This is a genomic window from Pleionea sp. CnH1-48 (assembly GCF_024124665.1).
Taxonomy (GTDB): Bacteria; Pseudomonadota; Gammaproteobacteria; order Enterobacterales; family Kangiellaceae; genus JAMXSB01.
The window spans coordinates 67,274-82,444 of the sequence record NZ_JAMXSB010000001.1 but is presented as its reverse complement, the minus strand read 5'-3'; the positions used below and the strand labels follow the sequence as shown (position 1 = coordinate 82,444).

The following is a 15,171-nucleotide window of genomic DNA, read 5'->3' as shown; positions in this document are numbered from 1 at the left end:
TGAATTTCGCGTGCTGGGCCAGTAAATTAAGTCAGAAGTGGTAGAGATTGACTATGGAAATCTTGTTTGGAGATTTTTTTTGCGAGTTGTTTAAGCCTTGGGAAGAACTGAATCGAACCAAGTGTCACAAAACAGGCTTCGGTGTAACACAGAAACTGAGCGTGCAGAAGGTTAACCCTTATTTTGGGGGCTTGGCTCAAGAAATGCAGCCGATGAGTCAGGTCGCTGTCGCGCGCTAATTTGTTATTTTTGAACGGGAAAAAGGGCTGTGTTAAGGTTGCATTTTTGTGGCTATCTGTGGCCAGCTGAGATAAGTAACTGGCTAGAATACAGGCTAAAAGGGTAACTGAAAAATGTTGCCATTGAAAGACTAGGGTTTACCCAAATGAAAGAAAAATGGTTAGCAACGCTCTCACACAATACGCAAGCGGAGCAGCATCTATTATGCATTCCCTATGCTGGAGGAAACGCGCATGCCTTTCGTCCCTGGACTGAGTATTTACCTCCGACTGTGGCACTGGCTTCCACTTTAGGGCCGGGTAAAGGTGCCAGGGTGTTAGAGCCTCCCTGTAAGACAGTTGAAGAAATCGTTGCTGGGCTGCTGCCTGAGTTGATTCCATGGATAAGCTCTAAACCTTACTATTTGTTTGGCCACAGCAATGGTGCATTGATCAGCTTTGAATTGATGCAGGAGTTACGCAAGCGGCAGTTGCCGATGCCAGAGCATTTCTTTTTGTCTGCCAGTGCGGCCCCGTGGACGAGAGAGGTTGAAGAAAGCTACAGTCAAATGTCTGATGCCAGATTTAAAGATGAACTTAAAGATCTCAATGGAACACCGCCCGGTATTTTAGAGAACGATGAGCTTCTTCAATTGTTGCTGCCGGGTCTCAAGGCTGAGTTTGCATTAGTTGAGCATTATGATGGTGTTAACAAACCTGCGCTTGATGTTAAAACCAGTGTTTTTTATGGTGCCGAAGATGCCATTGAATATTCTCAATTGGAAGCTTGGCAAGAGAAGTTTTCTTCGCCATTAACCTATCACCGATTTGAGGGTGACCATTTCTTCCTTGAGCAACAAACAGAAGAAATGGTGAACTTAGTGACACGAATTATGTTTGCACCCAAATACGCTACCAGCTCTGCTTACTAAGTGAACAAAGCGCTTGATCAGTATACCGCTTGGAGTGGTTAGTAGAGTGCAAAAGAAGCACCTTTGATCACTGATTGGGTGGTCTTATTTTTTGAATTTCAGTGCCTTGGGGCTTGACCCGAAAAATAGATCCTGTAATATGCTCGCCCAGCTGGAGGGATGGCAGAGCGGTTGAATGCACCGGTCTTGAAAACCGGCATGGGTTAATAGCCCATCTAGGGTTCGAATCCCTATCCCTCCGCCATATAAGTAAAAAGGCTCTCATACGTGAGGGCCTTTTTTGTATCTGCGTTGTACAGATAAAAGATCAAGATAGGGTTCGTACCCGTAAAAAGGGTTCGACAAAATGGCCGGGAGCCATTTTGAACGCCGGAAGTATGACGGCGGCCCGAAGGGCAAAATATAGGGATATATTTTGTAATCCTATCCCTCCGCCATATAAGTTAAAAGGCTCTCATACGTGAGGGCCTTTTTTGTATCTGCGATGTACAGATAAAAGATCAAGATAGGGTTCGTACCCGTAAAAAGGGTTCGACAAAATGGCCGGGAGCCATTTTGAACGCTGCAAGTATGGCGGCGGCCCGAAGGGCAAAACGTAAGAATGTATTTTGTCATCCCTATCTCTCAGCCATGAAATTTAAAAGGTTCTCATACGTGAAGACCTTTTTTGTTTTAGATTTAGTTCTTTTCTTATGCGCTATCTTATTCGAGATAAAGTTCTTCGCTGATTTTTGCTAAATATTTTTTATATGATATTTTTGCTCACAAAAGCTTATCTAATTTATTTTATTCATTGTTAAAGTGCTGTTTTACTTTACCCGTTTAAACCGTAATTAAATGTCGGGCAGTCGATAAAATAAGAACTTCTCGTTTTTATCTGACAGAATAGCGGCCAGATAAAATCGTTTTTAATATAGGAAACTGCCTTCGTGAATGATATTGAGCGCGACAAACTCATTAAGACTGGTTGGGAAATTCACAGTGCTGTTGAGCCCGCTTATTTGAATATGAGCGCAACCAAAGGCGATGCCGATTGGTTAGAAAAACAAAGAATATTACTGGCCGATATGGCGATTCACTTGCTTCAAACGGCATTGAAGCCAGGTGATATTGAGCTGGATAAGTTGCAGAACAATCTGTACTCAATCTTAACCATTACCGATCAGTTTATTCCTAATGCAGAACTTAAGGATACCGCTAGCAAGTTGTATCAATGATTTGAGTTAATCGGCCAGCTGAATTTTATGTTCAGCTGGCCATGATTTCCGTAAGTCATGACACCTTCCTCGGTGTCGTTAAAACACTATTACTGGGCTTCTCCAATAAGGTTGACTCCTGAATAACTACTGTAAGCTCGAACACTGATATACCAGGTTCCTGCGCTAGGGCTGGTTATTCGACAAGATTCATTGTTGCCATTTTTGTAAGGACGGCATTGATAGCTGCTCGTCGTTGGCTGTGAGCCATAGCGAACATAAAGATCGGCATCGCCTGAACCACCAGACATGGTCGCGAGTAGTTCGCTCATATTGTCTGGTACTTCTAATGTGAAGTGCTGCCATCCGCCACGTTGATCAGACAGGTCGACTTCTTCAAAGCGAACATCATCAATAGAGCCTTCGGTATAGCTTGCGACCAGGGAGGCGCCTGAGTAACTTCGGTAGGCTCGAATCATAACGTAGTAGCGTCCTTCTTGAGCCGGGCTAAAGGAGCAGGTTTCCGTATTGCCACTTTTGTAAGGGCGGCAGTCGTAGCTACTGGTCGTTGGCTTGCTGCCAAACTTCACGTAAATATCGGCATCACCGCTACCGCCTGACATTTTAAAAGAGACCGAACGTGCTTCTGCCGGAACATCAAAGTAAAATTCTGTTTGATCGCCCGTGGATGCCGATAAATTCTCGACGGGAACGTCTCGAACCAGTAGACCATCTAACTCGTTTTCTACAGTGATGGTTTGTTTGTAAGTGTCAGTCAAACCATCATTGTCAGTGACCGTGAGAGTCACGGTATAGTCCCCTGAGCTGGCAAAGGTGTGTATGGGGTTTGCCTGATTACTTTGCTGACCGTCACCAAAGTCCCAGTCGTGACTGGCAATGTAGCCATCATCATCCTGGCTCTTATCTGCAAAAGAAACACTCAGCGAGTTGGCTGTGTAGTCAAAGCTTGCAATCGGTTTGCCTTCGACAACGGTATTGTCTCCAACGGGGATTTGATTATTAAAGTGCTCGGCGACTTTGGGCCAAATTTGATTAATGAGAACGCCTTGATTAGGGCAACCGCCAAAGTGATGGAGGGCGATAACGTTGTTGCTACTAGCGGCTAAGACAGGGGAGCCAGAGCTTCCACCAATGGTGTCACACATGTAACCCATATCGGTATTAGGAGCTGAGCCATCTGCCAACGTTACGTCGACTCGACACAGGCCGTCGCTGTTTTGATCGCTGACAATCGAAAGCTGCTTAGGCTGCCCACGACCATGTTGGGGAATAAAGATCCGCTCTTGCTCAACAGGATCTCGAACATCCAAACCAAAGTGACCAAACGCCTGTATCTGCTCAAACTTTTTGACAGTAAACAGTGTGTAATCCAGATCTTTGTTGGTCGAAAGTAACTGGTCGCCAGTAACAATAACGCGGCCAGATGTCGAGCCTGAGTTACAACCCGATTTTTGATAGTTGAACCAGACTTCTGTTTTGCTTGGTCCTGTTGCCGAAGAAATACAGTGGTTGTTGGTAAACAAACGATTATCAGCACCAACACGCCAGGCAGTACATGAACCTGAGCCATTAATTAATAGACGAGCGACTGGACGTGAACGCTCAAATTCTGTGGGATGAGAATCGGCAAAACATTGAACGTCACGACGCTCGTTGACACCACAAGTCGACATGGGAGCGACATCGAAAGTCAATGGATTGAAAAATGGATCTTCTAGCTGCTCTTCGGGCAGCCCTTCCATAATGGAGTCAACTTCGACGTGATAAGAAGCCGTTGGGTTAGCCGAACCTACCAGCTCAACAATGGTGGTATCACCAAAGATAGTCAAAGCCGAAAAGGAACTGCTACCATCGTCGCCATCTCGTAAGGTGTAAAGCGAAGGATTATCATTGCCATATCGATGAACTTGACTTCCATCTGGGCTTTTCACTTCGATGTGAATGCCTTCAGGGAGTGTTAATTGACTAAAATGAATCTTAATAAAGGCGGCACCTTCACGTTCGATCTTCATCTTGCGTTGGTTCACAAGATGATACTTTGACATCTCCACGGCATTTTTCATGGCTTTATTAGTAATAAGACCACTAAAGTTAATCGGTTTCGCTGCCTGTGTCATTTGTTGGTTTAGATGTTTCAACGAAGGCATAGGCAGGTTTGCTTCTGAGTAGGATGCGAGCGAAAAGCTTACTCCAAAGAGTAAGGCCCCCCACCGTAATTTATTAAGCGTCATAGTCAACCTCATTTTATTTTAATAATCTATAGGTAATTTTTTTGTGTTCTTAATGTGGTTGCACTCCACCCTTAATTTTATTGAGCACAGAGATTAAGAACGAGCTTCAATCTACCATAGGGGACAGTGGGTAATATGATTGAAAGTGCCAATTGCTTGGCTGGAGATTCCAGTTTATAAGTTGAGCTTTTCACTGCATCCTCGAAATTATCAGAGAGCCGCAGGCTTTATATTGAGTAAGATAAACTCAGCCAGATAAGTCTTGTTATTTCACCTCGATTTTACTTCATCTCATTATCCTGCCTAGAGAATTGTTGGCATATTAATGGTAAAAAAGAGGAGAGGGCGCCATGAGATTCGAGTTCATTCGTTTACTAAAGTTGGTGTTGAGCATATTGGTAGCTTTTTCTCTGAGCGGGTGCAATGTGGTTAACTCTCTGCGCTTGAAGTATGCAAACGATGATGTACTGCCTCAATGGAATCATACTCAAACGTCATTCGATCTGGTCACCGACTATATCGGCGAAAAAGCGTATGTCTATGGCTCGGTTAATGGTGTCGATGGGTTTAAGTTTATGATTGATACAGGGGCATCCTATACGATTCTGTTTGATACCCCACGAGTGAAGCAGTTAACTCTAAAGGAAGGTTATCGATTGGCTCTGTCGGGATGGGGAGATGAAGAAAGTAGCCCTTCTTATCAAACCGTCGTGGAGCGTTTATCATTTGGTAAAATTGACTTTGAGCATATTGCTGTGGCGTTTATGCCTGTGAGTACCAGCCGTTATTTTTTACGTGAAGACGAAGTCATTTATGACGGCGTGATTGGTTATGACACTTTGAGACACTTCGTGTGGCAGTTCGATAAAAAAGCTGAACGAGTCACGGTTTTCAATCAACCTTATCAGCAGGGCAAAAGCGAAACGCTAATACCCTTTGATGAGTTTATGGGAAAAATCAGCATTGATACTCAAGTTGATTTTGGTGATAAACAGATGGTTGATCATGATTTTATTATTGATACAGGCAGTCGCCACTATATTAAGATCAGTGCTACCTATGTAGGCAATCATCAACTTCGTTTGCCGGGCACACAAATCACTGCCGCTGACTTTGGTTTGAATGGCAAAACAGTGCACAAAAGAGCTTCTTTACCAGTTTTTAACCTTGGTGAGCTTCGACTTGAAGATGTCAAAACCAATTTTATTCATACCGATGATGAAGATGACTTTTGGGTGATTGGTAATGCGTTGCTAGGGCAATACGTTACCACCATCGATTACATGCAAGGCAATCTTTATCTAGCGCCATACCAAGATTCTGAGTTTTCATCTCGCTACAATTTACTCGGATTAGAATTGCGTAAGCTGCGTAATCAAAACTTTGTTGTTCGTTATGTTTTTCCTCATTCGCCTGCGAATGACAGAGTGATTCAAGTCGGAGATGAAGTCTATTCTATTAATGGAGTGAAAGCTGAAGCAATCAGTCATGACCAGTGGCTTAGCATAAGTAACACGCCGGGCGAATATGTCCTGTGTTTTGTGGCTGCGTCCTGTGTCTCTTTAACATCAACAGAGATCAGAGGGTATTCTATGTAAGTGTGAGGGACGTAAGAACAAAGTTCTTAGAGTCAGTTCTAAAAATTTAGGCAAAAAAGTTGAAACGTCGAGATATTTCGCTTAGAGTTCGTATCTATACAGGATGGATAAGTATTCAGGACAGGGAGAGAGCTTTATGCCAGAAGCCGGCGTAGTGATTCTTATTGGGTTTATTCTATTTTTTATCTGGTTGTTACCCTTTATTTTCATTTTGAAATCGAAGAAAACAGAAGCGGAAGAGAAGCTCGCTTGGGCTATTGCGGTTTTTCTTTTTTGGCCCCTGTGTATTCTCTATATGCTCGTGGCCCCGGTTAAGAAGAAAACCGTGGTTCAACGTAAATTTTAAACGGCAAGGTTCATGAATAAGCTTGTCGGAATCTCGTTTTCGACAGTAACGCTTTGTTAATGAGCCTGCCTGATTTAAGGTTGTTCATTCGTTGGTGCAGGTGAGAGTTTTCATTGGGGTAAGAAAAGAGGCTCTGGCAAGATTTTGCTAAGAACAAATTCGATTGTGAATGTTTGTTTTCAAAACCATCTGCATTATAGCTATAGAGCGATTGTGGCAGCCGTCTTTGGCGTGAAAGAAGTGGTAACCTTATGAAATGCAGTTGATTTATGGGCAGGTTAGAGGCCATGTTAAATCTCTGGATATTCCATAAAGAGTGCCAAATTCTTCACAGCTTTGAGCGATTTGTTAGAGATTATCGATTGCCTTATTGCAGTTTCGTGGTAAGCTTTAGTAAGCAGGTAAACTTTCTTGCAAATCAAAACCTTGGCCAAGATTTAAGCACAAATCAAGGCCGGTTGATAATGATAATAGAAGAGGTCGAGATTTGATCAAGGTTCTAATTGTAGACGATCATGATCTGGTTCGTACCGGCATCACCCGTTTGCTTTCTGATGTACAGGGGATTGAAATCATCGGTGAAGCGGCGTCCGGCGAAGAAGCCATATCCTTAGCGCGCGACAAAGTACCTAATGTTGTGTTGATGGATGCTAACATGCCAGGTATTGGCGGGTTAGAAGCGACGCGTCGACTGTTGCGATATGATCCAGATGTTAAAGTTGTCGTAGTCAGTGTTCATTCTGAAGAACCCTATCCGTCACGCTTTATGCAAGCCGGAGCTGCGGGGTATCTCACCAAAGGCGCTGATATTGAAGAGATGGTGATTGCCATCAAACAGGTAGCACGCGGAAAACGTTACCTGACTCCCGAAATTGCCCAGCAAATGGCACTCAAGCGTTTTGATGATAAAGACGAAGATCCCTTCGATATCTTATCTGAGCGCGAAATGCAGGTCATGATGATGATCACGCAAGGGCAGAAGGTTCAAGATATATCTGACAAGCTGTGTTTGAGCCCAAAAACGGTGAATAGTTATCGTTATCGTCTGTTTGAAAAACTAAAAGTCGAGAACGACGTAGAATTAACTCACATGGCTATTCGGCACGGTTTAATTAACACCGACAAAGTACTGTAATCTTCTCAATGGGGCTGTTTCTGGCCCCTTTCTATATATGTCTAATCAAGAATCTTCAGCTTTCGATATTAAGGCTTTTCTAAAGCAACTTACCGAGCTTCCGGGCGTTTATCGTATGATCAATGCTGCCGGAGAGATTATTTATGTCGGTAAGGCCAAAAATCTAAAGAAACGGGTGAGTAGCTATTTTACTCGTGCCGATAATACGCCTAAAACTCGAGTGATGGTGTCACAGATTGAGCGAATTGAAGTAACGGTAACCAATACCGAAACCGAAGCGTTGCTGTTAGAAAACAATCTCATCAAGAAATTAAAACCGCGATATAACGTGGTGTTTCGAGACGATAAAAGTTATCCCTACGTCTATCTATCCAAAGAAGACTATCCGCGCCTGGCTTATCATCGTGGCGCGCGTAAGAAGCCTGGTGATTATTTTGGGCCTTTTCCTGGAGCTATGGCCGTTAAAAACAGTTTGTCGCTGCTGCAAAAACTGTTTCGAGTGCGTCAATGTGAAGATTCGGTTTTCAAAAATCGTTCGCGTCCGTGCCTTCAGTATCAAATAAAACGCTGTACGGCTCCCTGTGTTAATTACATCAGTAAAGAAGAATATGCGCAGGATGTTGAACTCACTCGTCTGTTTTATCAGGGTAAAAACGAGGCGGTGATTGATGTATTAAAAGCTCGTATGGATCATGCCTCTGAGACTTTAGAGTTTGAACAGGCTGCATACTTCCGTGATTTGATTGCTTCTTTAAGAAAGCTGACCGAGAAACAAGTGATCAGTGGTGGCCGCCGTAACCTTGATGTCTTTTCATTTGCTATTAAAGCTGGCATCGCGGGCGTGGTTGTGCTGTTTATTCGTCAGGGCAAAGTGTTAGGCAGTAAGTCTTACTTCCCTAAGTTTCCGAAGCATGCGACAGAAGCTGAGCTGATTGACAGTTTTATTATGCAGTTTTATATGGCGGGCAGGGAGGTGCCAGAAGAGATTGTACTTAGCCATGATTACGAAGGTATTCCATTGCTGCAGGCGACCTTGTCGGATTTTGCCGATAAGAAAGTTAAGGTCTCCAATAATGTACGGTCAGAAAGAGCAGACTGGGTGCGTTTGGCAAATAGTAATGTCGAGCAGGCGGTGATGTCCAAATTGAACCTTCAGACGGGGCAATTAGATAAAATCAAGCAGCTACAAAAAGCATTGGATCTGGATGAAGTGCCTAATCGAATGGAGTGTTTTGATATCAGCCATACGATGGGTGAGGGGACGGTCGCCTCATGTGTGGTTTTTGATCAGGGCGCGCCCGCTAAGTCACTCTATCGTCGTTTTAATATTGAAGATGTTGAGGCTGGTGATGACTATGCGGCGATTAAGCAAGCCGTATCTCGTCGATACGCTCGGTTATTAAAAGAAGACCAGTCACTACCAGATTTAATTTTGATTGATGGCGGCAAAGGCCAGTTGAATAAAGCGTTAGACGCATTGGGTGAGCTGGGCTTATCGAATGTGCAATGTATCGGGGTGTCCAAAGGTTCGGATCGTAAGGCAGGGCAGGAGCTAATCCACCGACCAGAGCAGGAGCATCCGTCTATTATGGCGGCTGACTCATTAGCGCTGCATTTGATTCAGCATATTCGTGATGAAGCTCACCGCTTTGCTATTACAGCTCATCGTCAACGTCGTGGAAAAGCGCGAACTCGTTCGTGGTTAGAAGAGATCCCTGGCATTGGTCCTAAAAAGCGCCGAGAGCTATTGCGCCACTTTGGCGGGCTGCAAGGGGTAGAGCGAGCCACGCACGAAGAGCTATGTAAAGTAGCTGGAATTAATCGGGATCTGGCGCAGAAGATAGTGGATTATCTATCCGATTAGTAATTGAGGAGCATGGAGCTGTCACTATCTGCTATATTTGAGGTAGTTTGAGACCTTGCTTTGTACGATAAATAATCAAAAAAGCTCCGGTTTTTAATTTTCTAGGATTATTGTGGAGCGCGCCATTTCTTATCGTCTGGCTTTCTATTATGATCGCTAGCAATTCGTAAACCTGACGACTAATCGAGCCTGCTTCTATCGGTATGAATATCCCAAATATATTGACCATTTTTAGAATCGTGATGATTCCATTTTTTGTTCTGGCTTTCTATCTCCCTGTTCATTGGAACCATCTCGCAGCTGGATTAATTTTTGCTGTAGCAGGGTGGACTGATTGGTTTGATGGGTATATTGCTCGACGATTTAATATGACCTCGCCTTTGGGGGCCTTCTTGGACCCAGTAGCAGATAAGCTCATGGTGACCATTTCGCTGGTTTTGATCGTGGAATATTATGAGACACCCTGGATAGCAATCCCGTCGATTGTCATTATCGGGCGTGAGATTACGGTTTCTGCACTGCGAGAATGGATGGCCGAATTAGGCAAAAGTGCCAGCGTAAAAGTGGCATTTGTGGGTAAAGCAAAAACCCTGATGCAGCTCTCTGCAATCTTCTTTTTGATCTTGGGTGATCCGGTTGGGCCATTCTTTGTACCGCTGGGTTATCTGGCTTTGTACATAGCGGTAGCACTAACACTTTGGTCTATGGTTATTTACCTAAAAGCTGCCTGGCCGTACTTGACATCGAAAGAAATATAGGGATAATACACACCCATCGAAACGCAGCTAACAGATTGTTTTTGAACGAAAAATAAACGTCAGCTAAGTTTTCGAAAAAAACAAAAATTGGTGCTTGACAGATTTTTTACAGCCTGTACAATGCACCGCACTAAACGACGCGGGAATAGCTCAGTTGGTAGAGCACAACCTTGCCAAGGTTGGGGTCGCGAGTTCGAGTCTCGTTTCCCGCTCCAGTTTTTAGGTTAAGAACTGGATAACGGTTGTTTGGTTGGCCTTGTCAGTAATAGTTACTGTACAAAGGCTGGGTGGCAGAGTGGTCATGCAGCGGACTGCAACTCCGTGGACGCCGGTTCGATTCCGACCCCAGCCTCCATTATTCTAAAAGCCCGGGTGGCGAAATCGGTAGACGCAGGGGACTTAAAATCCCCCGGAGGCAACTCCGTGCCAGTTCGAGTCTGGCCCCGGGCACCATTTATTCTAAAAGGTTGACTATCATGTCAGCCTTTTTTTATACCTGAAATTTAATACTTTTAGTTGTTGTTTCTAAGCTGGCCTAAAGGAATAGGTTGAGCGTGTTTTTAATGACTTAACTTTATCATTTCATTTTTGATATTTGTTTTATATTCAATATTTTAAAGGATTTTTACTTAATCAATTTTTCATGGGAGAAAATAAATTATGGATGCAGAGGATTACAATGTTCTGCTTTATTTAATCGATAAGAAAGTGGTTTCTTTTGATCAGGTTATGAGCTGGGCTTACGCTCAATATTCAGATGACGGAATCGATCCTTTTATCGAAGAAATTTCTTTTGCGCTTACTATTGGTGATGTTCGAGATTTAATAAAAGATAATTTTTCTGTTGGTGGCGAACCTAAAGATGATTTTCTTTCTGGTGAGGCAGTAAAGAATTTCGTAAAGGGTGTATTAAATATAGATCAGTAGTGATGTCAGATAAAGTACAGGCACTCTTCAGAAATGTACCGCCTCCAATAACGCTGGCATTGGCTATGACAGAAAAGCATGAGAAACAAGAGAGAGTTAAGCTGATGCACGAGTTAGAAATCACAGAGTTGGAAGCTGTGTTTAGTATTGCGGATAAAATATCTAATAAACAGTTGGCTGTTCAACCTAAAAATATTTGAATCAAAAATGGTTGTAGAGTGATTTATGGTAAGTCAAGATTGCTTTCTTTACCGACGCTGTGTCTATTTGGATTTGTTTTGTTTGTAGTTCGATGGCTCCTGAAAGCATTGAGAGTTCTAGAAATAATAGAATGCTTATCCTTTAGTATGGTTTAGCTCTTTTTTGAGATATTTTGTTTGTTGAAATTGTAGGCTCGTTTCTATATTTTCTATGAAAATAGAGGCCCGCAAGAATTGTGCTTGATATGTCTCTAATAATGGAATGCATTGGAATAATAATTAGTACTGGAGCGAAAAATGAAACATAAAATATTTATGATTGGGATATTGTCGTTAATTTATTTTGGGAGTGCAAGTGCGGATGGAGATAAAAACGATCTCCTGCTCGGCGATCTAATTAATACTCAGAGCAATACAATCGATAGAAATGTGTTTTCTGATTTTAGGGAATATGTTTCGCGCTTATATTTTTTTAATAAATCGAAATCTGAGCATCTAATGCCTGGACAGTCAATAATAACGTTTAGTCAAGATGAGGTTGTGCCTTTAGGTATGTCGCTGAAGTTTTTGAGTGATTCATTTGCAGCTGACGAACTTAGGATTTTATCTATTTCTAAAACCAGCCTTTCAGGTACTATTGACTCTAAGCATGTTGTTGAGCAGTTTTTTGTTACTTTTTCTGATGATAATCGTATTCAACTAGGGGAAATTAGTTTTAGCCCTGAATCGGAAAAGGGTATGAGTGTCACCTTGGTTTCTGACAAAGATCATATTTATATTAATGACTTTAATCCAGCGCAAGAACTGGTTCTGCAATCAAAGAAAAATATGAATGTAGAATCAAAGAGCTATTATCCGGGTAATGATATTGTATCCGAACACTTTGTCGATAGCTTGAGAGGTAATCCTAAAAAATATATTGTTAATACACAGCAGGAAACAGCTGAGCAAATATATGAGGAGTATAAATTAAATAAAGGGTTTAAAAATATTAAGACTTCTCCAACAATGATAAATGTGCTTTTTGTCGCTGAAAGAAATTATATCAAGCATTTTAAAAGTCTAGAAAATGCGACTAATACTCTGTCAAACAAGTCTGTACTAATATTAAATGAGATGAATCGAATTATGCAGCGTCATAATCGATCTGACCTCATGTTTAGTTCTACTTATGTAACCGAGACAGGTACTAATGCGTTAGGTCTTACGTTTGCGCCAACAACAATTGAATGTATAGGAGATCAAAGTTCCGCATGCCCGACTTCCTATTCCTATGCATTATCATTAGCCCATACTACTTTAGACCCCAATATCATAGAGCTACGTAAAAACAAAAAATTTGATATTGTCATTGTATTTCGACAAAATCCGTATGTAAATGGAGTTGAGTTAACTGACGGTGCCGCAGTCCCACCAACACAAATTGATGATAACAATGCAATAAACAGGTATGTAGGTGTTGTTCATCTAAAGTGGTCCTATCCGTGGAATGGGCCTTATATGCATAGAAATATTCGCCATGAGATTGGGCATTTATTATCCGCTGGCCATAGTGAATATAACGCTCAACCTGGGGCTATTCCTCGTCGTGCTTTTATTAATGAATTCTTTATGGACTGGAAAGGAACATGGCGTCCTTTTTCCACAATTGTTGGGTATGGCTATGTATGCGAAAGAGTTTTACCGCCACACAGTAGAAGGCAAGATTGTCATTATATGACACAGTATTCTGATCGGTTTCTTAGCATCTCATGGTCGGATGTCCATGGAGTGAGAACTGGTGATTCGACACATGATAATTTTGGTAGTATGGCAACTTTTTTTGGTCACGTAGCAAATTACAGCGATATTGTGAACAAAAACTTTCCACCGACCGCGCGAATTAGCTCTGATGACTATCCAACTTGGAATGGTGAATCCTTATTGACAGTGCCTCCACAACAAGTCGTCACATATAATAGCAACCAAAGTAGTGACCCAAATGGTGATCCATTAACTTACTATTGGCAGATTAAAACCGGACCTAAAACGGTAGCTAGTTCGCGAAATTCATCAATCTCTTACAGTTCTCCTAATGAGACCACTTATCAAGTTTTCTTAACTGCGACAGATAGTAAAAATCTTTCGCATAGAAAAGAAGTCAGTATACAGGTCAAAGGCGACATAACTACAAGCAAACCGAATTTAAGAGTGACAATTGATGGGGGAACATTAAACCAAAAACCAAACTATAAGCTTTATTGGGAGCCAGTTGTTGATGCAACAAGATATAAGATATATAAAGATGGTCAATGGTTCTCACAGACAAGCTTATTACAATATCTTGTTAAATATACCGACCTGCCAAAAGGTAGTACAAACTATCAGATACAAGCATGTAAAGGAGTCGTTTGTGGCTTGCTTTCGAATGCTGTCACTCTTAAGAAATAGTATGAAAAGTGTTTTAGTTTATAATTCGGGGCTCTATCAAGAATGGAATTTGTTAGTGGTTGGGCACTTGTACGCTTGATGGAACATCTGATTATGAGTTCAACTTTAACTAGAGATAATTGTGTTTTTAGTTAAAGTTGATATTTGTTCATAGGCTTAAACTAAACTGTGATGTTAGTGTTCTGAAAGCTCAGTGTTTCACAACTAAACCTGCTGTCCTATGATTAACCCCGCTGGTTTGCGGGACTAATTAATTTCCGTTTGGTTTTAAATTAAAACGATTGTCCAATTGTCGAGTATTGAAGCTTTTCTAACAGGAACGTTAGAGACATCCTTTTAGTAAAGATGTCTTTCTTCATAAGCATATTCATTATTTAAACGTATTAGTCATATATGGCTAACGGCTTGACAAATATATTTTTACTTAAGAGTACTTATTGAAAGCCACTTCAAAGAGCAAGCTGGGTGTTTCATACCGATTCCAAAAAAACGTTTTTCGTAGATTCGGTATGTTGGTCTGAATTAGGATAGGCCAGAATGCATTCAATCAGCGATTGTTGGATACTTACAAGGCTCAGTTTTTCTCTATCAAGTATGGTATCACTCAATATCCGGCTGTAGTTTTTTAGGAATGTCGCCAGACCTTTCTAAAGGTTGTTGAAGTTAGGCAACCATCAATAAAATCCTTATTAGGATGTTCATCAACATAATCATTTGATTCTATCAATGAAATGATAGCGCTATTGTCAGTGTTGTCATGGTCTTCAAAAACAAACCACCTCAAATGCTCGGTATTTTCGTGCTGTGGCCGTCATCCGTCTATCCCTTGGGATTGATGGCTGACTTAATTCATCCTTTCCGTATAGATAGGGAAAAACCAGAGTCCAACTGGATTAAAAAAGTGGGTTATTGAGAAACAATCAGTATGAACAAACATTGTGAAAAACTTTAACGATACAACGATAAGGAGCGTAAACGAACGATAGAAAACAGTCGTTATGGTGTTGATACCCCTTTGATGGCAGCGTATTTCGAATCGCGCATCATTACCGCAAGGTTATGCGGTGTTTGAATGTTGGATTAGTGCCCGAATACCTCGTTGTTAGCTTGACTAACTTTGCCCATTCTTCGGAACGCAAAAGAGGATGTTCACTTACCAGAAATATGACACTCGGTGGCGAGAATGTATTGCTCGGCCACAGAAACATTCAAACTCAACACAGCGTTTTCTAGGTTTCATTAATTGTAGGAATTCAATAAAACGTTTTTGCGTTCTTCGGTATTTTAATCGGATTATGCTTTGCCTTCATTCATA

The 15,171-nt window shown here is 41.8% G+C and carries 12 protein-coding genes and 4 tRNA genes; 15 read left to right on the top strand and 1 reads right to left on the bottom strand.

Annotation, left to right across the window (positions count from 1 at the left end):
- Positions 1–53: 53 nt before the first annotated feature.
- The 4 genes from NH399_RS00380 to NH399_RS00365 all read left to right on the top strand — a co-directional run bounded on the left by NH399_RS00380 (position 54) and on the right by NH399_RS00365 (position 2,367).
- Entirely contained in the window at positions 54–239 is a 186-nt protein-coding gene (locus NH399_RS00380) for a hypothetical protein (RefSeq protein WP_253036428.1), read from the top strand.
- A gap of 146 nt (positions 240–385) precedes the next feature.
- On the top strand, positions 386–1,150 hold the full coding sequence (locus NH399_RS00375) for a thioesterase II family protein (protein ID WP_253036427.1): 765 nt from the start codon (positions 386–388) through the stop codon (positions 1,148–1,150).
- 153 nt (positions 1,151–1,303) lie between these two features.
- Positions 1,304–1,394: transfer RNA gene (locus NH399_RS00370), tRNA-Ser, on the top strand.
- 685 nt (positions 1,395–2,079) lie between these two features.
- Positions 2,080–2,367: a hypothetical protein gene (locus NH399_RS00365; RefSeq protein WP_253036426.1), complete on the top strand. Its 288-nt coding sequence runs from the start codon at positions 2,080–2,082 to the stop codon at positions 2,365–2,367.
- Positions 2,368–2,456: 89 nt separating this feature from the next.
- Here NH399_RS00365 and NH399_RS25730 read toward each other — a convergent pair whose 3' ends face one another.
- Positions 2,457–4,598, bottom strand: coding sequence for a pre-peptidase C-terminal domain-containing protein (locus NH399_RS25730; RefSeq protein ID WP_305885082.1), 2,142 nt, complete (start codon positions 4,596–4,598; stop codon positions 2,457–2,459).
- Between the two features lie 350 nt (positions 4,599–4,948).
- Here NH399_RS25730 and NH399_RS00350 point away from each other — a divergent pair, with 350 nt between their 5' ends.
- The 11 genes from NH399_RS00350 to NH399_RS00300 all read left to right on the top strand — a co-directional run bounded on the left by NH399_RS00350 (position 4,949) and on the right by NH399_RS00300 (position 13,856).
- On the top strand, positions 4,949–6,196 hold the full coding sequence (locus NH399_RS00350) for an aspartyl protease family protein (RefSeq protein ID WP_253036425.1): 1,248 nt from the start codon (positions 4,949–4,951) through the stop codon (positions 6,194–6,196).
- Between the two features lie 136 nt (positions 6,197–6,332).
- The gene (locus NH399_RS00345; protein WP_253036424.1) at positions 6,333–6,542 is read left to right on the top strand and encodes a hypothetical protein; all 210 of its coding nucleotides are present in this window, start codon (positions 6,333–6,335) and stop codon (positions 6,540–6,542) included.
- A gap of 487 nt (positions 6,543–7,029) precedes the next feature.
- A complete protein-coding gene (gene uvrY, locus NH399_RS00340) occupies positions 7,030–7,677 on the top strand; it encodes a UvrY/SirA/GacA family response regulator transcription factor (protein ID WP_253036423.1) in 648 nt (215 codons plus the stop codon).
- 37 nt (positions 7,678–7,714) lie between these two features.
- Positions 7,715–9,541: an excinuclease ABC subunit UvrC gene (gene uvrC, locus NH399_RS00335; RefSeq protein ID WP_253036422.1), complete on the top strand. Its 1,827-nt coding sequence runs from the start codon at positions 7,715–7,717 to the stop codon at positions 9,539–9,541.
- Between the two features lie 203 nt (positions 9,542–9,744).
- A complete protein-coding gene (pgsA, locus tag NH399_RS00330) occupies positions 9,745–10,299 on the top strand; it encodes a CDP-diacylglycerol--glycerol-3-phosphate 3-phosphatidyltransferase (protein ID WP_253036421.1) in 555 nt (184 codons plus the stop codon).
- A gap of 139 nt (positions 10,300–10,438) precedes the next feature.
- Positions 10,439–10,514, top strand: a tRNA-Gly gene (locus NH399_RS00325).
- 66 nt (positions 10,515–10,580) lie between these two features.
- Positions 10,581–10,654: transfer RNA gene (locus NH399_RS00320), tRNA-Cys, on the top strand.
- Positions 10,655–10,665: 11 nt separating this feature from the next.
- Positions 10,666–10,752 (top strand) — tRNA-Leu (locus NH399_RS00315).
- Between the two features lie 207 nt (positions 10,753–10,959).
- Positions 10,960–11,226: a hypothetical protein gene (locus tag NH399_RS00310; protein ID WP_253036420.1), complete on the top strand. Its 267-nt coding sequence runs from the start codon at positions 10,960–10,962 to the stop codon at positions 11,224–11,226.
- Between the two features lie 2 nt (positions 11,227–11,228).
- The gene (locus NH399_RS00305) at positions 11,229–11,426 is read left to right on the top strand and encodes a hypothetical protein (protein ID WP_253036419.1); all 198 of its coding nucleotides are present in this window, start codon (positions 11,229–11,231) and stop codon (positions 11,424–11,426) included.
- 297 nt (positions 11,427–11,723) lie between these two features.
- Positions 11,724–13,856, top strand: coding sequence for a PKD domain-containing protein (locus tag NH399_RS00300; protein ID WP_253036418.1), 2,133 nt, complete (start codon positions 11,724–11,726; stop codon positions 13,854–13,856).
- The last annotated feature ends 1,315 nt before the right edge of the window (positions 13,857–15,171 follow it).

Coding starts and splice junctions, on each gene's coding strand:
- NH399_RS00375 (WP_253036427.1), top strand. CDS start 386: ATGAAAGAAAAATGGTTAGCAACGCTCTCACACAATACGCAAGCGGAG.
- NH399_RS00305 (WP_253036419.1), top strand. CDS start 11,229: ATGTCAGATAAAGTACAGGCACTCTTCAGAAATGTACCGCCTCCAATA.
- pgsA (WP_253036421.1), top strand. CDS start 9,745: ATGAATATCCCAAATATATTGACCATTTTTAGAATCGTGATGATTCCA.
- NH399_RS00310 (WP_253036420.1), top strand. CDS start 10,960: ATGGATGCAGAGGATTACAATGTTCTGCTTTATTTAATCGATAAGAAA.
- NH399_RS00380 (WP_253036428.1), top strand. CDS start 54: ATGGAAATCTTGTTTGGAGATTTTTTTTGCGAGTTGTTTAAGCCTTGG.
- uvrC (WP_253036422.1), top strand. CDS start 7,715: ATGTCTAATCAAGAATCTTCAGCTTTCGATATTAAGGCTTTTCTAAAG.
- NH399_RS25730 (WP_305885082.1), bottom strand. CDS start 4,598: ATGACGCTTAATAAATTACGGTGGGGGGCCTTACTCTTTGGAGTAAGC.
- NH399_RS00345 (WP_253036424.1), top strand. CDS start 6,333: ATGCCAGAAGCCGGCGTAGTGATTCTTATTGGGTTTATTCTATTTTTT.
- NH399_RS00350 (WP_253036425.1), top strand. CDS start 4,949: ATGAGATTCGAGTTCATTCGTTTACTAAAGTTGGTGTTGAGCATATTG.
- NH399_RS00300 (WP_253036418.1), top strand. CDS start 11,724: ATGAAACATAAAATATTTATGATTGGGATATTGTCGTTAATTTATTTT.